The organism is Dictyobacter formicarum, from assembly GCF_016587435.1.
The window spans coordinates 154,858-178,221 of record NZ_BNJJ01000019.1 but is presented as its reverse complement, the minus strand read 5'-3'; the positions used below and the strand labels follow the sequence as shown (position 1 = coordinate 178,221).

General features: G+C 52.0%; 20 protein-coding genes. 5 read left to right on the top strand and 15 right to left on the bottom strand.

Going from position 1 to position 23,364, the window contains the following annotated elements:
* The first annotated feature begins 357 nt into the window (after positions 1–357).
* A complete protein-coding gene (locus tag JMI88_RS28730; RefSeq protein WP_201365388.1) occupies positions 358–1,356 on the top strand; it encodes a tetratricopeptide repeat protein in 999 nt (332 codons plus the stop codon).
* Positions 1,357–1,607: 251 nt separating this feature from the next.
* Here the strand turns inward: JMI88_RS28730 and JMI88_RS28725 are convergent, their stop codons facing one another.
* Positions 1,608–3,083 carry an HD domain-containing protein gene (locus JMI88_RS28725; protein WP_201365387.1) on the bottom strand — a complete coding sequence of 492 codons (1,476 nt, stop codon included), beginning with the start codon at positions 3,081–3,083 and terminating at the stop codon, positions 1,608–1,610.
* Between the two features lie 231 nt (positions 3,084–3,314).
* On the opposite strand from JMI88_RS28725, the gene JMI88_RS28720 reads away from it, so the two are divergent.
* Positions 3,315–4,160, top strand: a complete 846-nt coding sequence (locus tag JMI88_RS28720; RefSeq protein WP_201365386.1) for a Cof-type HAD-IIB family hydrolase — start codon at positions 3,315–3,317, stop codon at positions 4,158–4,160.
* Here JMI88_RS28720 and JMI88_RS28715 read toward each other — a convergent pair.
* From JMI88_RS28715 to rpmE, 4 genes are all read right to left on the bottom strand, one after another.
* Positions 4,142–4,831, bottom strand: a complete 690-nt coding sequence (locus tag JMI88_RS28715) for a protein-tyrosine phosphatase family protein (RefSeq protein WP_201365385.1) — start codon at positions 4,829–4,831, stop codon at positions 4,142–4,144. The two genes, JMI88_RS28720 and JMI88_RS28715, sit on opposite strands and share 19 nt — an antisense overlap.
* A gap of 36 nt (positions 4,832–4,867) precedes the next feature.
* Positions 4,868–5,893: a DUF1385 domain-containing protein gene (locus JMI88_RS28710; RefSeq protein ID WP_201365384.1), complete on the bottom strand. Its 1,026-nt coding sequence runs from the start codon at positions 5,891–5,893 to the stop codon at positions 4,868–4,870.
* A gap of 21 nt (positions 5,894–5,914) precedes the next feature.
* On the bottom strand, positions 5,915–7,402 hold the full coding sequence (locus JMI88_RS28705; protein ID WP_236023111.1) for an MGDG synthase family glycosyltransferase: 1,488 nt from the start codon (positions 7,400–7,402) through the stop codon (positions 5,915–5,917).
* Positions 7,403–7,500: 98 nt separating this feature from the next.
* The gene (gene rpmE / locus JMI88_RS28700; RefSeq protein WP_201365383.1) at positions 7,501–7,707 is read right to left on the bottom strand and encodes a 50S ribosomal protein L31; all 207 of its coding nucleotides are present in this window, start codon (positions 7,705–7,707) and stop codon (positions 7,501–7,503) included.
* Between the two features lie 660 nt (positions 7,708–8,367).
* Between rpmE and purB the strand changes: the two genes are divergently transcribed.
* Together purB and fni are read left to right on the top strand one after the other, a co-directional pair.
* Positions 8,368–9,681, top strand: coding sequence for an adenylosuccinate lyase (gene purB, locus JMI88_RS28695; protein ID WP_201365382.1), 1,314 nt, complete (start codon positions 8,368–8,370; stop codon positions 9,679–9,681).
* A gap of 192 nt (positions 9,682–9,873) precedes the next feature.
* Positions 9,874–11,067 (top strand): type 2 isopentenyl-diphosphate Delta-isomerase, encoded by a 1,194-nt coding sequence (gene fni, locus JMI88_RS28690; RefSeq protein WP_201365381.1) that lies wholly within the window; start codon positions 9,874–9,876, stop codon positions 11,065–11,067.
* 4 nt (positions 11,068–11,071) lie between these two features.
* Here fni and JMI88_RS28685 read toward each other — a convergent pair whose 3' ends face one another.
* The 8 genes from JMI88_RS28685 to JMI88_RS28650 all read right to left on the bottom strand — a co-directional run bounded on the left by JMI88_RS28685 (position 11,072) and on the right by JMI88_RS28650 (position 18,841).
* Positions 11,072–11,689, bottom strand: coding sequence for a molybdenum cofactor guanylyltransferase (locus JMI88_RS28685; protein WP_268906032.1), 618 nt, complete (start codon positions 11,687–11,689; stop codon positions 11,072–11,074).
* A gap of 27 nt (positions 11,690–11,716) precedes the next feature.
* A complete protein-coding gene (locus JMI88_RS28680; RefSeq protein ID WP_201365379.1) occupies positions 11,717–12,181 on the bottom strand; it encodes a hypothetical protein in 465 nt (154 codons plus the stop codon).
* Positions 12,182–12,777: 596 nt separating this feature from the next.
* A complete protein-coding gene (locus tag JMI88_RS28675; RefSeq protein ID WP_201365378.1) occupies positions 12,778–14,412 on the bottom strand; it encodes a molybdopterin-dependent oxidoreductase in 1,635 nt (544 codons plus the stop codon).
* A 131-nt stretch (positions 14,413–14,543) separates the two neighbouring features.
* Complete coding sequence (locus tag JMI88_RS28670) at positions 14,544–16,010, bottom strand: glycosyltransferase family 87 protein (RefSeq protein WP_201365377.1); 1,467 nt, start codon at positions 16,008–16,010, stop codon at positions 14,544–14,546.
* A 1-nt stretch (position 16,011) separates the two neighbouring features.
* Positions 16,012–17,013: a radical SAM protein gene (locus tag JMI88_RS28665; protein WP_201365376.1), complete on the bottom strand. Its 1,002-nt coding sequence runs from the start codon at positions 17,011–17,013 to the stop codon at positions 16,012–16,014.
* Positions 17,010–17,696: a TIGR04282 family arsenosugar biosynthesis glycosyltransferase gene (locus JMI88_RS28660; RefSeq protein WP_201365375.1), complete on the bottom strand. Its 687-nt coding sequence runs from the start codon at positions 17,694–17,696 to the stop codon at positions 17,010–17,012. The genes JMI88_RS28665 and JMI88_RS28660 overlap by 4 nt, the downstream gene beginning before the upstream one ends.
* Positions 17,689–18,402, bottom strand: a complete 714-nt coding sequence (locus JMI88_RS28655) for a glycosyltransferase family 2 protein (protein ID WP_201365374.1) — start codon at positions 18,400–18,402, stop codon at positions 17,689–17,691. Before JMI88_RS28655 ends, JMI88_RS28660 begins: the two co-directional genes overlap by 8 nt.
* A gap of 19 nt (positions 18,403–18,421) precedes the next feature.
* A complete protein-coding gene (locus tag JMI88_RS28650; RefSeq protein WP_201365373.1) occupies positions 18,422–18,841 on the bottom strand; it encodes a hypothetical protein in 420 nt (139 codons plus the stop codon).
* Positions 18,842–19,316: 475 nt separating this feature from the next.
* Between JMI88_RS28650 and JMI88_RS28645 the strand changes: the two genes are divergently transcribed.
* Positions 19,317–20,369 (top strand): N-acetyltransferase DgcN family protein, encoded by a 1,053-nt coding sequence (locus JMI88_RS28645; RefSeq protein ID WP_236023110.1) that lies wholly within the window; start codon positions 19,317–19,319, stop codon positions 20,367–20,369.
* Between the two features lie 114 nt (positions 20,370–20,483).
* On the opposite strand, the gene JMI88_RS28640 is transcribed toward JMI88_RS28645, so the two are convergent.
* Together JMI88_RS28640 and JMI88_RS28635 are read right to left on the bottom strand one after the other, a co-directional pair.
* Positions 20,484–22,019 (bottom strand): ammonium transporter, encoded by a 1,536-nt coding sequence (locus JMI88_RS28640; RefSeq protein ID WP_201365372.1) that lies wholly within the window; start codon positions 22,017–22,019, stop codon positions 20,484–20,486.
* Between the two features lie 823 nt (positions 22,020–22,842).
* A complete protein-coding gene (locus JMI88_RS28635; RefSeq protein WP_201365371.1) occupies positions 22,843–23,346 on the bottom strand; it encodes a pentapeptide repeat-containing protein in 504 nt (167 codons plus the stop codon).
* Between the last annotated feature and the right edge of the window lie 18 nt (positions 23,347–23,364).

Genomic DNA, 23,364 nt, shown 5'->3' with positions numbered 1-23,364 from the left:
CTACCTTCACAGAGGTATAGCAAGAAAACTTTCTTGTCTATACTGTATAGTATGACCATAAAAAATCTTTCAGAGATTTGTAAAAATTTTGTATGGAAATTCGTGTCTGTACGATGAGCAACCTTAACTACACCTTTTGAGAAGAATATGTACGTCTTCTATGATATCGACTCAGCCTATTCAGATCAAAGGGGTTGCTCATCGGGGGCGATAATGAGATAATGGGAACACGAATCGAGCAAAAGATGGAGCGCCCAAACATTGGATGAGCACACGTTACAGGAGAGGGAGCAGGGCACAGCTTCCCTTTCTGCACAAAATACAGCCTCAATCATACATAGAGAACAGCAAGGGTCTATGGGAGCTGAACAACTACGAGGATTGGCCCATACCTATCTAGCCGCTAGAGATTGGCCAAAGGCAGCGGAAACCTTTTTGAAGATTTTGCTGGATGAACCACAAGATAGCGATGCGTTGCTGGGAATGGCGGCGGTCACCGATGGCTTGAATCGTTTTGAGCACCTGTATGAGACAGCACAAGCTATACTTGAAATAGAACCTAATTCCGCCTCAGGCCTGGCTTATAAAGCCCGTGCTCTCCAGAAGCTGGAAAGAATCTCAGAGGCTACGGTCGCCAATGATCAGGCCTTGCTACTGAACACTAATCTGGGGCTGGCCTGGGTCAACCGCAGTGGGCTACAGCTCTTACAGGGCAAATTTCCAGAGGCCTTGCGCAGCGCACAACGAGCTATCGAGCAGGCCCCCACAGATCCACGAGCCTGGGCCAACTATGGAGTCGCCCTGCTCAACTTCAATCGGGTGGCCGAGTCCCTGGATGCTTTTGATAAAAGCCTGGCAATTGACGCCCAGCAACTCTTTGCGCTACAGATGAAAGGTGAGATCCTGTGCCGCATTGGTCGCATGCGTGAAGTTATTCCCCTGGTGCGCAATGCTCTGGCCCTGAGTCCTCAGGACATCAAGACCCTGACCCTGGGTATCCAGGCCTTTCGAACCCTGGAGATGTATGAAGAGCTAAAAGCCTTATCGCATCAACTGGTGCTGCTCCTGCCAGATAACCTGCTGGCCTGGGAAAATTATGCACGCAGTCTACGCGGTTTGGGTCAGTTCAGCGAGGCCAATGAGGCATTGGATCATCTTATCGCTTTGGATACGTCAAATGTGCGCTTCTTGATGCTGAAAGCTGATACGCTCTATCGCCTGGAACGCTACCGCGAGGCTGTAGCCATTGCCGAACGTGCCAGGCGACTGGGACCTGATTACGCGCCCGCCCGCCGCATCCACGAAAAATCTCTCCGTCTCATGTACCAGCGCAAAGTTAAGAAAAACAAGAATTAAAGAAAATTAAGAGGGATATAAATAGGTTCGGAGCCAGCCTCCGATTTGCCCCACCGTTTGTGGGGCCCTGTGTCCCGACGACGCAGTTCCGCTCTTCACCATCACGTCGCCGCACGCGGTGCCCAAAAGGAAGGTCCGCTTTTGGGCACCGCGTGCGGGAAGGGCGATGGAGACAAGGTACCGAGCGGCGAGGGCACAGGGCCGCCACGCTGCGGCGGGCGGCAAGCGGCCGCTGAGGGCCGCACCTACGGTTAGAGGAGCTGCTCCAGCAACCCTAAGAGCATTCCTTCTCCCTGGTGGTGGATAGGGGGACGCAGTCGTTCGGCGGTCACGATACGAATGCGGCGCTGGTGCTGTTCATAGCGAGCCAGATCATCCGATTGCAATCCGGTCGCCTCCACCCACTTCATTAATGGCTTCATGCCGACTGGCGGATGGTCAAAGGCAATCCAGACGTCCATCTCCCATTTTTCAGGACGTGGTATCTCGACCAGGACCTCATAATCCGCTACAGGCTGCTCCAGCAGGGTCGATAGCTCAGCCGCAATTTTTTGTTCGACAGCACGCCGACGCTGCGCATCCCAGAAGAGCGCCTCCAGCCGCCTGAACATACTTCCGGCAGCCGGGCTGATCTCAAGCACCACCCGATAAGGTCGCCGCATCTCCAGGTCCGAGGCCAGCGCACGCGCGCTCTTGGGCATCTTCTCCGAGGCCAGCAACGTCAACAGGGCAGCATCAGTCAATCCCATCAATTGCTCGCCGCTGATAGCCTGCGCCAACAGAGCATCATAGACGGCACGCACCAGCATGGTCTGAAATGCACGACTGGTATGATGCCAGTAAATATTGTCAAACATCTCCTGCCGGGCATGTAATAATGAGTGCAAAGGACTGATACCTTTGTGCGTCACCACCAGACAACGCTCGTCGTGCATATCGCGGTGGACGCGTAGTGCGCTCAAGAGTCGAGAAACATCCACACCACCATAAGGCACATTACAGGCGCGCGCATCGCGGGGCAAATAATCTAATTTATCTATATCCAGCGCCCCACTCAACAGATGGCTCAGTAGCTCATCATCCAGCGGCAAGGACCTGGATTTAGGAGGATCGATAAAGTCAGCCACACGTTCGGGCGAAAGCCGATAGTCGCGCTCCAGAATGGTTGCGATCTCGCTCTTCTCAATAATCGCACGCCCCACCTTCTCATGCTGAATGATCGGGAAGCCCAGGTCCTCAATCGTATGGGAAAAAGGATAATGCCCGATATCGTGCAAGAGGGCCGCCACCATCAACGTCTGAATACTGCTGATCGCGACCCCATCCAGACCACCATTGGCTCCTCGCAAAAGCAACGCACGCAACGCACGTACCGCCAGATGGTAGCATCCCAGGCTATGCTCATAGCGCGAATGGGTCGCCCCCGGCCAAACCCGATAGACAAATCCCAGTTGCTTCACCTGCTGCAAACGCAAAAAGGGCGCGCTATTAATCAGCTTTAATTCTCGTGACCCCAGTGGTATCAAATCATACAGGCTATCACGGACCGTCCCCACAGGTTGCTCATCAGGCAACAGGGGATAGCCAGCGGCATCCATCCAATACGAGTGCCTCATCGCTTGCACCACACCCGTATCAGGGTCGACAGGAATCAACGCTGGTGCCTGCTCTGACGGCTGGCCAGACTGCTGCCTACCCGGTGTGCTTTCAAAAAACTCTTCACGCATACTTTCATTGTATCAAAGCCAAAGGAGCAATGTCTATGATCCAAAATCGTATGCCAGACCGCCACAATCCACTCCAAAAAACCTGCATCCCATGCGGCAATGACACATCGTAGCCGGTCAAAATAAGCAGAATGGTGTATAATAAGCTTACAGAACTTCGGTGCACATACGATGGGCAACCCAGGCTCGTCGCTTTTCATATCTTGAATTCCTTTTCCTTGGAGCCCGACAATGAGTAGTATACAAACAGAAGTTGTTAAAATGATCGCAATCGATATAGATGGCACCCTCCTGACGCCGCAGAAGCAGATTTCCCCGCGTACGCAAGCTACCATTCGAGCCGCCCAGGAAGCGGGCATCATCGTCACGCTAGCCACCGCCCGGCGCTATGAAAATAGTAAGCCATTCGCTGATCTATTGGGCATTCAGATTCCCCTTATCACCTGCGACGGAGCGTTAATTCTCGATCATCCAGCGGGCATTGTGCGCCATACCCAATTGCTGCCAGCTGAACTGGCCCAGCAGACCGTGGATATTCTGGTAGCCCATCGGCTCCAACCCATCATCCATCATATCTCGGGCGCCATTGAAGAGACCTGGAGTGGTCATGCGGAATTTGATAATCTCGGCTTAGAGCGATATTTCCGCGAATTCCCACGGGTCAAACGGAAACCGCATGATGTCCTCTGCGCGGGTCAGCCCGATCCAATTCGCGTGGTCTCCTTCGCCAGCGAAGAGGCAATCGAACGGGTCACACCGGCAATTGCGCAGCTCCCATGCGCGTGGAATACCATTCAACGCGGCAATTATGGCTGTGCCGAGATTACCGTCATGCAGCATTCATGCTCAAAAGCGACCGGGGTTGCTATCCTGGCGAGCCATCTGGGCATACCAATGACACAGGTAATGGCCATTGGTGATAATAATAATGATCGGGAAATGATAGAGATAGCGGGCTGGGGAGTGGCAATGGGACAGGCACCAGAGGCGGTCAAGGCCAGTGCCAACGCGGTTACTGCCACCAATCTGGAGGATGGAGTGGCAGTAGCCATTGAGCGTTATGCCTTGCTGCGCTGAAGGCGAACAGCAGATTCAAACTCACGCAGGCGGGCAACCTGTCGATGATTAGGGGCAGCCTGCCAGCGCTTCTCTTTTACCAGTTCAAGCGCGTCACTGGCGTGCATTCCACCATAGACCAGACTGGCACAGGTTAAAAGTACGCTACGACCTACCCCATGCTCACAGTGAATGAGCACATGGCCATCCTGGCTGACGCATTCGTTGACCCAGGCGGCCCCTTCCAGCAGTTGTTCAACCGAAAGCGGATAGGTATCAGGCGTTGGCAAATAGAGCAAAGTAATATTCTCACGCGCTAGAGCGTCTTTATCATCACAATACTCTGACCGAGTATCGACAACATGCGTGATCCCGGCCTTGCTCAGCATCGGGATATCCTCGAGACGGACGCGACCACCCACGGCCAGGTGGCTGGTCACCCAGCTCATATTTAACGTATCGGGCAACGGCATGTGCAATGCACGAGCGACCTGCTCACTTTTGGAGTTCTCAGGGAACAGACGCACCGCGATACGAGTCCACCGACGATATAGCAAACGCACAACACCTGTAGTAGCCCAATGCACAAACGAAAATTTGACATGCGGCGCATCCGCTGCCGCAGAAGGAGGGGGCGCCCCTCCTAGCTCATTTTCCTCAATCGGAGGAGGCGTTACTGAATCTGGTGACATTCCTACATTTTCCTCTTTTATTGGCACTGCAACATATCAGACATTTGTAACCAGGCTAGACGGCACAACTGGCTCATCCTTCCCCACTGCCTGCTTCTCAGTATCCCGGGTCAGTACGCGCTGCAATGATGCAATCGCGCACTCAATCATGCTATCATCGGGTTCTCTCGTGGTCAGACCCTGCAAAGCCAGACCAGGAGCCAGAAGCCAGCGCACAACGCGATAGCGGTAGTTCGCCGCCCCCAGGCGCATTACCTCATAAGCAATACCCGCCACCACTGGCACCAGCACGATGCGCGAAACGATCTTGATCAATAAAGATGGTGAACCAATAAAGGCAAAAACGACGATCGAAACCACCATCACGAGCAGCATAAAACCAGTGCCACAACGCGTATGCACCCGCGAGGCACGCCGTACATTCTCAACCGTCAGGGCATCCCCCTGCTCCATCGCATTGATAGCTTTGTGTTCAGCGCCATGATAGCCAAAAACACGCTGAATATCCGGAACACGACCGATTATATAGAGATAGCCAACCAGGAGCAACAGGCGAATCACGCCTTCCAGCGTAAGATTCAGCCACCCATCTCCGATCTGACCGCGCAACAAACTCGTCAGTAAAAGCGGACCCACAAAAAAGATTGCAATGGCAAAGGTCAACGAAACGATCAACGGTAAAATCATCGAGGCTCCGCCCATAGGTGCGGAGCTTTCCCCCGCTTCGGAGCTTGCCCCCGCTTTCTCCGCCGTGGGTGCCGAGCTTGCCCCCGCTTCCTCCCCCGTCGTCGTCGTAGGTGCGGGGCTTGCCCCCGCTTCGGAAGCAATGTTAGCCGAGAGCGTCATCATCCGCGTTCCCAACACCAACATCTCCCATAACAGCACCATACCACGCAAGAATGGCAGACGCAAATACTTATTCTGATAGATTTTGGGCGTCAGCGCCTCTTCATGCACATAAATGTCGCCCTCAGGCCGTCTGACCGCCACCGCAACCGTGTTACGACCACGCATCATGACGCCTTCCATTACCGCCTGACCACCATAATAAAACCTTGCCATGCAGGAAATCCTTTCGCTTCCTTAGATCCGATCTTTCATATTATGATGCGATAGTCGCTTCGACTGCTCGGGCATCTCATTCGAAATATCCTGCGTCTTCGCGAAGCGACGTATCACAGAGCTTTTTGCAATGGTCTTCGGCAAGTGACTATGTAAGCGATGAATACGAATCGCCGATTGAATACGTCCGGACATCCGACGTTGAACCTGGTGCGCACCTTGCTTCAGCCAGACACCAGGTTGACCACGCTCAGGCAAGAAGCTGAGGATTTTATCCCCAATATCAAACGAAGAGGCCGGTCGACTTAGCACACGCGCGTTAGCCAGTCTGCGCCGCAACTCAGGCGAGCCAGGCTTGATCAGGCGCCGCAACTCATCAGTTAGAGTGCGCGAATCCAGAGCCAGAGCGCCTACATCGTTATGCACAACATAATCGATATTTCCTTCTTCCTGCCCTGGAACATATCCACTGAGAATGATTGGCAAATCACAGGATAAGGCTTCACAGATCGTGCCCGGCCCGGCCTTGGTGACAATCACATCAGAAACATGCATCAGCTCAGGCATATTATTCACAAAGCCAAAAATGTGGGCTGGCACATGCAGGCGTGTCCGCGTCCTCTGCAACTGGGCATACAATTTCTTGTTGCGGCCCGTTACTACTAAAAGTTGCACCGGCAAACGGGCTTGTGAAATCGCCCGTACCGCCGCGTGCAGGCCGCCAGCTCCATCACCACCCCCTACCAGCAAGACCACAGGTAGATCCTGGATCAAGCCAAATTTCTGTCGTAGTTCTTCCTTTGAGGCCACCTCGCGCGTATACTTGGGATCGATTGGCATTCCCAACATATGCACGCGATTGGGATCGAGTTTGCGCTTCAAGTACAATTGCTTTGCCTGCTCTGTTGGTACGATATAGGCGTCGGCTCCTGGCGCAAACCACGAGAAATGCACACTAATCAAATCAGTCACTACCGTCACAAATGGAATTTGTAAACCGAGCTGCTTTAAAGCACGAATAGTGACAAAGTTGATGATGGGATGGATAGAAACGACCACATCAGGCTGAATGGTCGTAAATAGCTTTAATAAGCCATTAAAAATAAGAGGTGTGGCTAGAGATGTCATCGCCATCACGGTACCTTCGCGGTTACTGCGATGAAAGACCTCTCCAAACAATTTGGGATTGTAGCGAATGGTTGGTCCATAGAGCTTCACCGCCTCACGTAGCGGAAAACGACTATATTCCTCAAACACATCGACAATCTCAATACGATAAGTTGGAGGGGGAAACTCGATCTCGGCAGTTGAGACCTGGGACCGCTCTGGAGTGGCACCATCTGCGTATGCTACTGCTGCTTGCTTTTGTGCAATCCACTCTTCCTGCTCGCGCTGTGAGATCAGGCGAATAGCATTACTGATGGCGTTGGCAGCACTACGGTGCCCCGCCCCGGTATCAGCAATCAGGAAAAGAATGGTTCTTTGTGTTGTATCACTCAGTTGACTCACCCCCCTGCAGGTTTACTTAAAGTTACTCATAGCGAAATAGGGATAAAGGCATGTTTCCATTCACCTTTATCCCTATACGACTACAACCTGTTAATGAATTACTCATCATTCAGGTTGAAGCGTTTGCGGAAGCGCTCAACACGACCAGCAGAGTCAAGGATACGCTGCTGCCCAGTAAAGAATGGATGGCACTTCGAGCACACGTCAACCTTCAGTACAGGCTTTGTACTCATTGTCTTAAAGCTGTTGCCACAGGCGCACTGTACTGTGGATTCAACATAGTTGGGATGGATTCCTGCTTTCATTGTATCTCCTGGATATTAACACTTATGGTTTCGTTGCTTGGAAGGCCTTTTTTGAAGTTCCACTGCCTCCCTTACCTCGTACACCCTTCAAAATGCTCAGAGCAATGCAAGCATGATTGTACATGCAAGGGTCATCTTCGTCAAGATGTCCCGGTACGCCATGCTGGCTTTTCCTTTTCCTTCTTGCCGCCTGCGGCGTCGGAGAGGGGAGAAAAAGGAGATCAGGGGGCACCCCTAAAACCCCGCATTCTCTTCCTTATCCTTCTCTGCCGCTCTGCGTCGCCCTTAAAGAGAAAAAAGTGGAGATCAAGGGACCCCTGCTTCAATCATGCTTCTTTACTGTTTGTTGTTGGGGAGTCAGATATTCTCGACCGGAAGATGGACTCCGCCAGCGTGGTTAGCGCTGTATCTATATTTCATTCTACTATATAGAACACAATCCTCCCACCATTTATGCCCTTAACCAACTCCAGGCCAAAGAAGCTCCCAAAGTGGATGGCTGATGGATGGTTAAATGTGTGGTACACTACAGCAGGACACAGTACTGATATCCCACACTAAGCACAAAAATGCAAGCTCATTTAGATGAGCTTGCCGTCGGGTTGTGTGCGGGAATCAGTTCTCTTCGATGTTAAAGCACACAAGGGAAATGATTATTTTATGATCGAACGCTATTCAAGACCAGAAATGGCTGCTATTTGGTCAGCTAAACATAAGACGGATAAGTGGCTCCAGGTGGAGTTGCTGGCCTGTGAGGGATGGGCTCGCGAGGGGGTCATTCCACAGGATGCCATCGAGAAAATTCGTAAGGCTCAGTATAATGCCCAGCGTATGCAGGAGATCGAGCAGGAGACACATCATGATGTGATTTCGTTCCTGCGTTCTATTCAGGAGCAATTAGGACCCGAGGGGCGCTTTATCCATCTGGGTATGACCTCTTCGGATGTGCTGGATACGGGTCTGGCCGCTCAGTTGAAGGAGGCTGGTGCCATCCTGACCACGGGCCTGGCACGCTTGACGGATGCGGTGGCGAAAACTGCCATTGAGCATAAGTATACGTTGATCACGGGCCGCTCCCATGGTATTCATGCCGAGCCGATGACCTTTGGTCTGAAACTGGCTCTGTGGGTCGATGAGTTGCGCCGCCATCAGACGCGCCTGGCCGCTGCCATTGAGCAGGTCACCGTCGGAAAAATTTCAGGCCCGGTCGGTACCCATGCCTCGGTGCCACCCCAGATCGAGGAATATGTCTGCGAGCAGATGGGATTAGGTGTCGCGCCAATTTCTAACCAGATCGTACAGCGTGACCGCCACGCTCACTTTATGACCACCCTGGCCCTCATCGGCAGCTCACTGGAAAAAATGGCCCAGGAAATCCGCCACTTGCAGCGTACAGAGTTAAGCGAGGCCTTCGAACCCTTCGGCTCTGGCCAACAGGGCTCTTCTGCTATGCCCCACAAGCGTAATCCTGAGCTGTGCGAGCGCATCTGTGGCCTGGCCCGCTTGCTGCGCGGCTATGCCGTGACCGCCATGGAAAATGTGGCCCTCTGGCATGAGCGTGACATCAGCCATTCCTCCACCGAGCGTATCATCATTCCAGATGCCTGCACCTTGCTGGACTATATGTTGCATATCTTCACCAATGTGATCAGCGGCTTACAGGTGGATGCCGAGCGTATGCTGACCAACCTTAATATGACCGGTGGGCTGGTTTTCTCACAGCGCATCCTGCTGGCCTTGATTGATAAAGGGGTCGGACGCCAGGAGGCGTACAAGATGGTGCAGCGCAACGCCAAAAAGGTCTGGGCCATGACCAGCGCGGGCGCCATCAAAGGTGCGGCCCTGGTCGAGGCGCTCAGCCAGGATCCCGAGGTCGCTGGCTATTTGAGCCGCGAGGAACTGGCAGAGCTAACCAATACAGACTACTACACAAAATATGTAGAGACTGCGTTTAAGCGCATCGGCCTGGCGTAAGACATTAAAACAGTTTATGTGGTGTTGCAGAACATACGCAAATTGCGCATGTTCTGCAACACCACATAAGAAATAATTCGTCCTTCCATTAACGCAAGGAAAGCACTCGTCATACGTATAAAAAAGCTATACCTTATGTTGAGTTGGCGGTCGTCACACTACAGAGAGATTTAGAAAGGACCGTTATCATCTATGGCGGACGAAGTTACACAACGAAAAATAGAGCATGTTAATATCGCGCTCGAGCGCGATGTCTCAGCTCCCCAACGAGCCAATTGGAACGATATCCAGTTTGTGCACCAGGCTCTCCCAGAGGTAGATCTGGATCGCATTGATCTGACCACCAGCTTTCTGGGCCACACTCTCCGTTATCCCATCTTTATGTCCTCGCTAACCGGCGGCCATCCCGATGTCATCAATATTAACCGCAACCTGGCCCGTGCCGCCGAACACTATGGACTGGCCCTGGGAGTGGGTAGTCAACGCGCCGCCATTTTGAATCCCGAGCTGGCCGCCAGCTATACGGTCACGCGTGAACACGCTCCAAACGCCTTCCTGATCGCCAATATCGGCGCTCCGCAGTTGATCCAGCAGGCGGGTCATCAGCCCTTCACCATTGAGCAGGTCCAGCGCGCCATTCAGATGATCCAGGCCAACGCCCTGGCGGTCCACATGAATAGCTTACAGGAAGCGGCCCAGCCCGAGGGTGATCGCAATGCCGTGGGAGAAGCGGCGGCGCTCAAACAACTGGTCCAGCACATCGAACGGCCGGTGATCGCCAAGGAAACTGGCGCAGGGGTCAGCCGAGAGCAGGCATTCTTACTGCGCTCCTGTGGTGTCTCCGCGATTGACGTTGGCGGGGCCGGCGGCAGCAGTATGTCGGCCATTGAAGCTGCTCGCTCGCAATCGCGCGGCAATACACGCACCATGAATATCGGCCAGCTCTACCGCGACTGGGGCATCCCTACTCCCATTGCGGTGGTTGAAGCCAACACCGCGCGCTTACCGCTGATCTCGACAGGCGGCGTGCGCAACGGCCTGGATGCCGCCCGCGCCCTCGCCCTGGGAGCCACGCTGGTCGGCATCGGTTTTCCATTCTTGAAGGCGGCCAGCGAAAGCTATGAAAAGGTCTGTGAGGTCGTCGAAAATATTCTGGCCGAATTAAAAGTCGCGATGCAACTGAGTGGGGCCGCCAACCTGGCCCAGCTACACGCGACCGATATCGTAGTTACTGGCGCGACTCGTGAATGGCTGACCCTGCGCGGCTTTGAGGATGAGCTAAAGGCTATGGCCCAACGCCGCTGGCGCCTCATCCAACAACAGTCCATGCTCACACAACCCGACGCACTGCCATGCAACAATGATCCAATCAAAAAGAAAGCTTAAAACATTAGCGGTAGAACGAAAACTCTTCAGGAGTATTAATATTGATAAATGAGCGCAATTGTGGATCAACCGTCCGCAGTTGCGCTTCTTCTAGCAACTGCACGCGGGCCAGCTGCAGCAGAGAACGAGGATCGCGGCGTCCCTCCTGCAGGCGTTGCTCGATCAGGGGCAAAATGCTGCGTGGATAGATAGCCAGTAACACTTGCTCCTGGCCGGCCACCAGCGGCATGGTGATGGTAGCGGGCTGAGCCTGTGAAAGCAGAAAATTGAGCAGAGCGGGCTGCAGAAATGGCATATCGACGGCCGTAACCAGGGCATGGGAGGTATGCATAGCGCACAGGCCACTGTAGAGGCCCATTAACGGACCAACCTGGGGAACCAGGTCAGTAATCACCCGGATAGAAGGGGGAAGATACGAGAGGTAGTCATGCGCCTGCGCCTGGTCGCGCGAAACCAGCAAGACCTCCTGGCAATGGGCAGCCAGCAGGCGTGCCAGGTGAGTCACGAACTTTAATGCAGGTTCGCCGGGTACCGGCAATAGCGCTTTATCACGACCCATGCGTGAGCTTTGCCCCCCGGCGAGAATTATTCCTGTGATTGATAACGCTTCACATTCAGACATCATACCTGACACGGAAAAATACCGGCATTAGCGCGATGCGGAACGCACTTTGCGCTTGTTTCCTTTAGGAATATACTGCTGCCTGTGCTGGTACGCCTGGTAATTCGCTTTTTCAGCCGGATATTTACGCACCAGATAGACAACCCAGGTTACTGCCCAGATTACCAGTGACAAGAGCCAGAGATAGCGCCAGATACGCCAGGCGAAGAAGTAGCCGTCCAGCAGCACGCGAGCACCAATCAAAGGCAAGCCAATAAAACAAATAACGGCGAACCAGCCCAAATAGCGATCAAACATATATTTGAGCAACGGCTTATTCCTGACGAACCGCTTACGGCCCTCAACAGAATAATAGAATGTGATTAATAGGCCAGCCAGACAAAAAATAAGCCATGGCCACAAGAAATGGAAAGGTTCCGCCCCGGGTAGATTTCCATTTGATCCTGCCTGAATCGGATCGGTAAAAAGCCACTGAAACAAGTTAGTGCTCATGAAGCACAACTCCCTTCTTCAGGTATGCACACAGTACGATTGTCAACCATGATAGCATGGATGGTCCCCTGCGTCTAGAGTCAGCTAGTGCTGACATACAATATTTGCTGTCATTATTTGCAGAAATAAGTACTGATAGCCTCACAAGATGCACAGGCATTTATATTTTTTACTGTTTTTCGTGCCCAGGCAAATTGCATCGCAACTCATCGTGTCAGTGATAACCCTACATGTATAGCATACACCAGTGCCACTTAACAGTTTGAAAGATGTAATCAGGCAAGAACAGCGGCCTTTCCTCAGTATTTGGAAACGCTTCACGATACCCTGAACAGCATTTTTCCACGGTTGAAGCATAGTCATTCTGAGCTTGTCAGCGTGGAGTTTGAATCCTCTTGCTTGCTCATCTTCCTCTCGTTTCTCTAAACCATAAGCTCATCGATTTTAGCGTATCCTATATACTATAACCAGAGTAATATTCCTATCCTAAGAAGCCCACTTCATTAACCTTCTATACTGCAAAACAGAAGACCCTGCCTATCCGATGCGTAGGTGGGGTCTTCTGTTTGGTCATGTTAGCTGTAGTATGGAAAAGTCTATTTGACGGTCGCCGTCACCACATGGTAGCCGGTAGATCCATTGGGGACCGTTCCCTGTTTGCGGCCAGTTTGAACTTCACCAGTGCCATCGGTAGCCCGCACGGCCAGCGTATAGGTACCAGGAGTGGTAGGCTGCCAGTTCATGCGCCAGAAGACCCAGCTATCCTTGGACAGCGGAGGATCAAGCGTGGCCTCTTTCCAGGTAGTGCCGCCATCGACACTGACCTCAACGCGCTGAATGCCACGATTGCCAGCGAACGCAATACCCACCATCGGCACACGTTGACCAGCATGAATCACGCTTTCCTTATATGGCTGATTAAAACGACTCGTCGTATGCAGAGGACCGTTATACCAGCCCTGGCTGGAATAGAGGCCCGGCACAAAGTCGCCCACAAACTCGACGCGCGTCAGCCACTTAGGATTCTCCTCACCATAGCGTCCTGGAATCAATACGCGCAGAGGATAGCCATGTCGCCTGGGCAAGTCTACGCCATTCATGTTCCAGGCTAGCAATGAGTCGACTTCGAGCACTTCTTGCAATGGCAGGCTGATATTATAACCATCGGCGCAGTAGAAAGCGACGTACTTCGCCCCGACCTGGGTGCCGCCATGCTGCTCAATCAATGTACGCAAAGGCACGCCATGCCAGACCGCATTGCCCATCAGGTGGCCGCCTGGTCCATTGGCAATACATTCAAGGGTAATCGCCCGCGCCGTCGATGGCAACTTCTGTAGCTCTTCATATGTATAAGTTCCTGGTTTATTGACCAGGCCACCCACCTCCAGGCGCCAGAGGTTAATATTAACAGAAGGGTCGACAGGATTCTGAGTCACCACATAGTGCTCATTATTTGGCGTGATCGGATAATCGACATGATCGGGGAACGCAGTCTTCATGCCATCATAGGCAGTATAGTCGCCCAGAAATCGTTGGGCCGCCCCAAACGTGCCCAGGCCTGCTCCTACGCCCAGGGCCATCACTCCACTGCGCGCCAATAGCTGGCGGCGCTGCGCCACCACGCGATCAGTGTTCGGGGCAGCATATTTGGGTAGCAGCGCGCGATATCCCAGGCATAGCACAACACCATATACAACAAAATCACATAGCAGACCCAGGATACTTAAATTGCGCGCCATATCAAACGGCCAGCCATGAAAGTTTTGCGGCAGCTCTTTCCAAAAGAGAGCGGCGCCCGCCAGCGTCATCAGCAGCGCAAATACCAGCGCCACCAGCCACTCACGGCGACCAGGCCGATAGCCACGCGTTGGCAGCTTGATCCGCACCAGCAAAGCATAGAGGCAGCCCAGCGCGGTACCAATTCCGATCATGGCCAGCAAAGCCTGTCCCAGTGGGGCCGTTTTAGCATTTGGACCATACGTCATCAACAAACGGATAAACTGATCAACGTTAATATGTTTTAAGACATAATCACCAAAGAGCTCGACAGGCGTCGGAATTCCTGCCAGCACGCGCAACAGGCCCATAACCAGGGTAGCGCACAGACTTGCGGCCAGGCCTGCAACCAGAGCCCACACGGCAGAAAACAACACCGTCCGAACCCTCGACAAGCCTTGAGGAGAGCTCGCTGGCGCTTCCTGGCTCATCGGATTGGGCTTGACATCAGACATGATACACTTTCTTTCTGTAAAATGTGAAACGGCTTAAATCTCTTGCGCCCAATAGAAAACTGCAGGCCTATCAGTTATCTATCACGACGTTCATCTGTGTCACGTCACATCCCTCAAATTTTTACAAGGCTTCAATGGAAGAGTTTAATATTTAAAAGTCGCCTGGTCCTGCGATCCATGCTCCAGCGCCTTATCCCCAATAGCAATGCCAGTAGCAAGATCAAACCGGTTACACCGTAGACATCTATGTAATACCAGTTCCAGTTAAGAGAGGTGTCAAAGAAGTAAGAGACAATAGAGGCGCACACAAAATACCAGAGTCCAATGCTGGCCAGTGCGCTGCCGCGCCATCCCCTGGCGCGCGTCCAGGGAGCCCCCAACAGCATGGCGACCCCAGGCAACAAGACGGTGGTATACCAGGGAAAAACATGTGTCGAAATCAGAAAGATGACGCAGAACAGGATCAGCACCGAGGCTTCCATACTGATGCGCTCCTGCAGGCGCCTGATCCAGATCCAGAGCGCAACTGAACAGATCAGCAACAAATCTACTACATAGGTAACCTGCAATGGCCAGCCAGCCGGCTTGCTCAGCCAATGCATGACCAGGGCGATTGGGCCCGCGTTCATCGAGCCCTGTTCACTGGCATAGCTGGCAAAGAAACCAAAAATCTGACCATGACCCAGAATAATATAAGGAATATAGGAAATTACGAGCGTTAGCGGGCAGGTAATAAGCAGCGGCCAATCGCGACGACCACGCCAGACCACTACCAGCAGTAAGATAGGATAGAGTTTGGTCAGCGTCGCCAGAGCCAGGCAGAGGCCGGTCAGGATACGGGCACCACGCCACGTGCTCTGCGCACAAACAAGGGTCAACATAATAAACATGACCATCAAAGCATCGACATGACCTTGAATCGCCACTTCCACAATCGCCACCGGACACCAACCATAGATCAGGCAGCGCGCCGGGTCCAGTCCTTTACGCTGCAGGAGCAGGGCCAGAATCGCCGTTGAAACCACCTCGCACAGACTGAACAGGCTTTTGAGAAAGACCAGATTCTCTGGCGCCAGCAGATAGCTGAGCAAATAAAATCCCTGCGCTCCCGGTGGATAAATGGTTGGAACATTGCGAAAACGACTATTCTCATACAGCACGTCCCGCAAATGGACCAATAAGGGATGATTGGGGGCATAGGTATAGGGGCTAAAGCCATTCAGCGTCACGCGTGCATCCCATAGATAACGCCAGGAATCGTGAGAGAGATTGGGATGAATACCCAGCAGCTGGGCTCGTAACACCACAGAACCGAGCAAAATAATGGCCAGTTCCAGCCAGCGCTTCCGCCCTACGGGCGCTTTAGTGCATAAAATCAAGATACAGGCCAGCATATAAGGCAGATAGCTCACCAGTTCCGCTATCACTAAAGGGTTCTCATTCGTATCCGGTAGAGGAGCATTGAGGGCGAAAAACGTATTGTAAACGATCGCAACTGCAAGGAGCAGACATAACAATGGCAGGCGCCATGTCGCCCCGAAAGAGGGGGAGACATGGCCTTCATTAATTGGAGACGATAGTTGTTCCAACATTGGCATGCTAGTAGCTCCAGTTCACACCACATTGCGCGCAATGTCTGGCGGGATGATCGCTCTCAAAGGCGTTCCGGAATTCATTATAGCGATCTCCATGCCAGATCTGCTCGATCGAATCCTTGAAGATATTACCTAGCACACGCTCTTCGCGATATTCTTTGGCACTACGATGGCCAAAAGGAGCGAAACAGCAGGACAGGACGTTACCGCTGGAAGTAATGTAAGTCAGTGTATAGGGACGCTGACAGCCCGACCAGGGGCGATCACCAAAGTCGCGTACAATACTTTCCAGTGGAGTGGCAGCTCCAGCAGCCTTGAAGCGAATATCACGCTCCTGACAGAGCTCCTGCGCATGGCGAATGATCGCCAGTTCCTCAGGCAATGCCCGGTGGAATAGAGCCTGTTTGGAGGCCGCCAGACCCTGTTCAAAATAGACGAGACGTTGCAGATAAATTTCACGGATCCCATTCTCATAGGCTTTTTCGACCAGACCTGGCAATTCCGGCAAATTCTCACGCATTGCCGTAAACCAGAGCGAGACAGCCGGCTTGCTAACATCCTGCGCCTGCTGTAGTTTGATGAACGCGCTCACGTTACGCCAGATCTTATCAAAAGCATCCACGCCACGGACATGGGCATACGTTTCACGGGTAGAACCGTCCATGGACAGTCGATACTCGTCCAGGCCGGCATCGATCAATGCCTGGCCACGCGCCTCGGTCAGAGCAATGCCGTTGGAATTGAACAGCACATAGGTGCCTCGATCCTTTAAATAGCGCACCATCTTCGGTAGTTCCTTATTCAACAATGGCTCGCCCAGGCCATGCAGCACGACACGCTCTAGCACTGGAAACTGATCGACGATATAACGGAAATCATCAAACGTCAGATCGCGATCCTCTTCGCGCGAAAGCAACGTACGCGGACACTGCTGGCAGAACTCATTACAACGGCTCGTTGGCTCGATATAGATGGACCGAGGAAGTGTAGCAACAGTCGTAGTCATGAAAGAAAACCCCTTTTATTTATCTCACTCAGGCAAACAGCGGTGGCAGGAGCAAGTGTAGCGTCAGCTTGCAATAAATCTGCGAGGCGCTGTAAATCTGACCGGGTATCAATATCAAACAGTGTTTCCAGCAGCTGAACTTTCAGGCCCTGCTGACAGGCCTTTTCAATAGTCATTCCCAACACAATATCAGTGCTCATTGGTATACCGCTAAAGACATCGTGAGGCTCACGCATCGCGATGAGATAGTAGCCACCATCTTCAGCCGGTCCGAGCACGACATCTGCACTCTCCAAAGCCTGTTGAGCCTGCCCGATGATCTCACGACTCACCTGTGGAGAATCCGAGCCAATCAAAATGGTGCGCGAAAAATGAGCGCGTGCAGTCGTCAGAAAAACATTGTACAGGCGGGCACCGAGATCGGGTCCTTCCTGCGGCAAGGCCTGCACCGGCGCATCTGGTTTAGCGATCAGCGAGCGCATAAACTCGGCGAAATCATTTCCGATCGGCGTATAAGCCCAGATCAAATCATATTTCCAGTCTGTAAAGCGCAGTGCAAGATCCAGCAAGAATGCCCGGTACAGCTCTAGCGTCATCTCGGCACCCAGCCCTTGAGCGAGGCGCGTCTTCCCTTTACCCAGCTCTGGATAGCGCGCCATAATAGTCAGCGCAGTATCAAACATACTTTAAATCCTTTTTACGGGCATAGCGCACCATCGTGCTCAGCATAGCGTAGGCTGCTCGAGTGCTCCCTGTGATCGTACCGGCAACCTTGGATTGGCCATGGCTACGGCGTCGATAGTGCAACGATACCTCAACGATACGAAAATGGGCACGAGCCGCTTTGACCAGCATCTCAACTGGCCAACCAAACGTCATCTCCTGCATATTTAGCTGCTCTAATTTCTGTATCCGCACAGCCCGAAAAGAACCGATATCATGCACATGAGTTCCATACATCCAGCTAACCAGTCGACTAATCAACCAGTTGCCTAAACGTGCCTGTGGAGGTATAGCACCAGACTCAGATTGTGCGCCAACGCGCGAGCCAATCACAAAATCAGCCTTGTCGGCCAGAATCGGCGCTACCATCGCAGGCAGGTCGACAGGATTATCGCTACCATCGCCATCCATAAATACAACTATATCTGCGCCTAAATCACGCGCCGTCTGAAAGCCACGCCAGCATGTTTGGCCATAACCACGCTGCACCTCAAACACTACTGTAGCACCAGCCGCACGTGCCACGTGTGAAGTCGCATCCGTACTATTGTTATCGACCACCACAATCCACTGCACCAGGTCGGTCGGTATCTCAGGCAAAAGGTGCTTCAAAGCATCTGCCTCATTCCAGGCCGGAATAACCAGGGCGATTGCCTCTTTCCTCATAGTCGTTACCATAATCCTTTCAAAGATAAATGGCCTGTCCACGTTTAAAATCGTAGAGAGCAACAATCTTGCGCTGCGCGCGGCGGCTCAGGGCCCTTGCCTCCTGCACCGCGTCATCCAGACAAAAACACAAACTGGTAATGTCCAGATAACAATTATGGGTATCGGGCTCTATCCAGGTTCCCAACCAGTAATCGGGCATCCTCAGATATAGTTCATTTCGAATCACAAAAGACGTTATGGCTGCTCGAAGATCCGCGCTTGGAGGAAGGATAACTGTCTGATCTGGATATTTAGGGATGGCCCAGGCGTCAATAGGTAATAAAAATTGATAGGTATCCAGTTTAGAGGTCACGCCACCTTGCTTAAGCGTGGCAATACATACATCTAAAATATACTTATCAAAAAGATAGCGCTCTAAGGGGGACTCAAACTTCATCTTTTCAACTATCCATCCAAAGGAACAGTTTCCTAATGTAATGCGCACTATCAACAATGTTCACAAATCTACCTGTCAACATAGATATCCAGCGCGTTTCACAGGAAACACAGATCAGCACTTACCATCCAGCAAACAAGGCAATGTATCTATCAATAGTAATCGTCATACACTCTCCTTCTCCGATGGCAATGAAACTGTTATAAGTCCGGAATATATAGCATGTTTCGCTATCTTTTCACGATCCTAAGAGGAGATATTTACAAAATATGTCTGATTTCCAGTGCGCGGGGAATCATGGCGCCCCTTTGCGGACGAGCGCATCCGCAAAGGGGCACTTTTTATTCAGTCTGAAGCCAGTTCTACATACATCCCGTGATCATCCTCTTGCATCGGCCAGCAAAAGATATAATATAGTCAGAACATATGTGTTTTCTTATTTATATTTTCTCTATCAGAAGTCGCAGAGGTACAAATGATGCGTAGAATTGCCATTCTTGCCGAAGGAGCCTTCCGCTGGCACGCCGCCAAAACAGCGGTCGGCGTTATCCGCTATTCGTCAGACACGACGGTTGCCGTCATTGATAGCACGCACGCCGGTATGGATGCGGCCCAGGCTCTACAGGGTCCGGTTGGAAAAGGGATTCCGGTGGTCAAGGATATCAATGAAGCCCTCCGCTACCAACCAGATACGCTGCTGATCGGCATCGCGCCACGTGGCGGCGCTTTACCAGAGGCGTGGCGCTGGCAATTGCAAACAGCCATTGAGCATAAGCTTAATATAGTGAGCGGCCTGCATGCTTTTGTCTCCGATGATGAGCAGCTGCGCACCGCTGCCACCGAGTACGGAGTGACTATCTGGGATGTGCGCCGCCCGCCCGAAAAGGCGCGCGTGGCCGATTTCACGCCGCATCGCGAGGGAAGCCATACGATCTTACTGGTGGGCTCTGATTGCGGCTCCGGCAAAATGTCGACGGCCTTAGATCTCAACACAGAAGCGCAGAAGCGTGGTCTCTCCAGCGCCTTTCTGGCCACCGGTCAGACAGGTATGATGATCGCCAATAATGGATTGCCGGTCGATCGTCTGATCAGCGATTTCGCGGCCGGATTGGTCGAGGAACAGGTGCTCAATCTCAGCAATCAATACGATTGGGTCTTTGTCGAGGGCCAGGGTGCGCTCAACCATCCAGGCTATTCACCGGTGACATTGAGTCTGCTACATGGCTCGATGCCAGACGCACTGATCTTTTGTCATAAAGCTGGTCAAACCGCCATCGATGGCTACGAGCAATGCCTCTTCTCATCCTTAAATCGCCTGATTGAAATCAATGAAGATGCAATAAGCTGGCTACGTCCCGAGCGCCGCAGCAAAGTAGTAGGCATCTCGTTGATCACCAACCATCTCAACGAAGAGGAAGCACGCGAAGCCATCAAGCAAATCAACAACGAAACAGGCCTTCCGGTTACCGATCCCTTCCGCTTTGGGGTGGCGCCACTCATGGACGCCTTGCAACAATATTTCGCCTGATCCACAGGAGAGCAATGACTCAAATCCCAGATACATAAAAACACAGGTCCCGTTAGAAGAGCCATTTCTTCTAACGGGACCTGTGTAGAGATGAAGAGGAGAAAAAGTGTCAATCTAATCCTCGGCCAGTACCGGGGCAGCAGAAACTTCGTCGGCACCGTCATGGCCGGTCAAAGCTGGTACCACACCCATCAAGGCATATTCGGGATAGGCCACGGCACCATGCTCGTGCAGGTCCAGGCCCTCAAGCTCGCCAGCTTTGGAGACACGCAGTATGCCTACATACTTGAGAGCAAACATCATCACCAGAGAGACGGCCAGAGTCGCAATGACGACTGAAAATGAGCCCAGCGCCTGTAATCCAAGCTGGGACACACCTCCGCCGTAGAACAGGCCTCTGATCACTGCGCTGGTGTCCGCGCCAGTTGGAGTGGGAGCGCCGAAGGCACCGGTAGCGAATAAGCCCAGCGAGAGGGTGCCCCAGATGCCAGCAAACAGGTGCACAGGGACCGCTCCAATTGGATCATCGATACGCAGGTATTCCAGCAGATCCAGGCCGAAAGTCACGACAAAGGCCGCCACCGCGCCAATGAAGAAGGCACCAACAGGATCAACCCAGTAGCAGGGACAGGTGATGGCCACCAGGCCTCCCAGGAAGCCATTAACGGTCAAACCAAGGTCCCAGGTTTTATTCTTTGAACGGATGTAAGAGACAAAGAGGGCTACCAGACCACCAGAACAAGCAGCCAGTGTTGTGTTGAAAGAAACACGTCCGATACCAATGGTATCCAGGGCCGATAGGGTGCTACCAGGATTGAAACCATACCAGCCGAACCAGAGGATCAAGCCGCCGACAGCACCAATGATCAGATCATGAGCAGGGGGTGGAGCACCGCCATCGCGCTTGAAGACACGGCCAAGGCGAGGCCCAAGCGCCATAGCGCCAGCCAATGAGATCGCACCACCAATGCTATGGACAACGGTCGAGCCAGCAAAGTCTTTGAAGTTGAGTACAGCCAACCAGCCATCAGGACCCCAGGCCCAGTGACCAATAATCGGATAAATAAATCCAGTTACACCAATGCTATAAACAATATCCCCCCAGAATCCGCAACGTCCAATCATCGCGCCCGAAGTGATGGTCGAAGCAGTATCAGCAAAAGCGAACTGGAATACCCAGAAGGCCAGCAGAGGAATACCTGTCGACATATAAGTAGCAGGCAAACCATTTAAGAAGAAGCCCTGGGTACCGATCCAGGGTGTGCCGGGCTCGAACATAAACGCAAAGCCCCAGGCCCAGAACAAAATACCGCAGATACAGGTGTCAGCAATACCCTCAACCAGAATGTTGACCGATTCACGTGAGCGCGCAAAGCCCGCTTCTAGCATGACAAAGCCAACCTGCATACAAAATACCAGAAAAGCAGCTACCAGCGTCCAGACAGTATTCACTGCATTAATTTCAGGAGTCGGCACCGTAGCACCCGAAGCAGCATGTACAGCAGTCGGAATAAACCAATACATCGCTAGCAATAACAGGGTCAAACCTAAAAGTTTGCCCCCCATGTAGTAAGTAACATTGCGCCGGATGAGCGGGTCGCGCAAATTTGTGCGGAAGCGCGTCCATGTAGCCCGTAAAAGTGTCGTCATAGGGTAATAATTCCTTTCAGTCGAAATATCAATAAAGCATATCTCGAACAGTTGGAGGCGACAAATTCTCATCTGTGAGCACAGGATAGAAAAATGCCAATTGACATTTTTCTAGTTGAGGAGTGGATATATCTTCATTGATGTACCGCATTTGTATATTTCGTACTTGAGTAGAGTATAAGAAATAATGAGCAGGTCTTTTAAGGTCCAATATATCACAAAACATGGACCAGTTTTTGTGCACTTTACACAAAAATATGCCAGAGGCTGAAAGGTTTTTGATAAATATCAGAAATCTTCCCAGCCAATTTTTAGAGCAAGCGGCAAAATATTGAGAAATTCTTTAGCATTGAAGGATAAAAATTGTGCAAATTAACCAGTAAATTGAAGTATACTTGCTCTGCTTTATGTATCTCCCCGAAAGAAATAGGCAATTTTCAAGCATTTAGATGATCTTCATACCCGCTGCATCGAGTCACAGGGCAGCGCTATTAAGATCAGGTCTATAGTAGAAGCGACTCCAGGCCTGCATTTGTGATGGTTGCATTATTCATAGACAAAGTACACATAAAGCTATTTCGCTATAATTGACTTTATAGCTTTTTAATAGTTATAATGTAACTATGAGCGAAGTTCAGACAAAAGCTAATATTGAGCTACCATGGGCTTAGGTCTTCTTCGGAGGAGTGGAAATTGTGGTACACAATGTTGTGAAGTGCTACAAAACACTCATGCTGATGAGGAAAATCCAGCATCATCGCTGTGCGGAGCAGTCAATTGCAGGATTTTCCTCATTTTTATGCCACATAGAAGTGCAGCCACCTCAAGACGCGGAGTTCGTTTGAATGGTAATTCCCATCGATTCAACCAGGGCCAGTGCCTGCGGGAGATTTAAGGTAGCACCGCGCAACTCTTTGGCTCCTAGACGCGCTCCATCAATGATACACGTACTCAAGTCGACGCCAGCCAACCGGGTACCAGTCAACTCGGCCTGACGCAGATTACAATCTACAAAGCTCACGTCAGACAGATCAGCCTCTAAGAGATCAACCTCACTCAAGTCGCAATGCTCAAAGCGCACCGACTTCATGGTAGAAAAACGCAACTGGGCCAGGCTGAGCAAGCAATCTTTAAATAGCACATCCTGCAAATAAGCTTCGCCCGCCATAAAGCCAGTCATACGACACCCTACCAGCTCAACGCGATGCCAGACGGTCTTATACCAGACCGCAGTGGCAAAATCACAGGAGTTAAAGCGCACATCATCCAGATGCATCTCTTCAAACTCGGTGTTAGAGAGCACAGCTTGCTGGAAAGAGGTCTCCACAAAAGCCGGGTGGGCCGC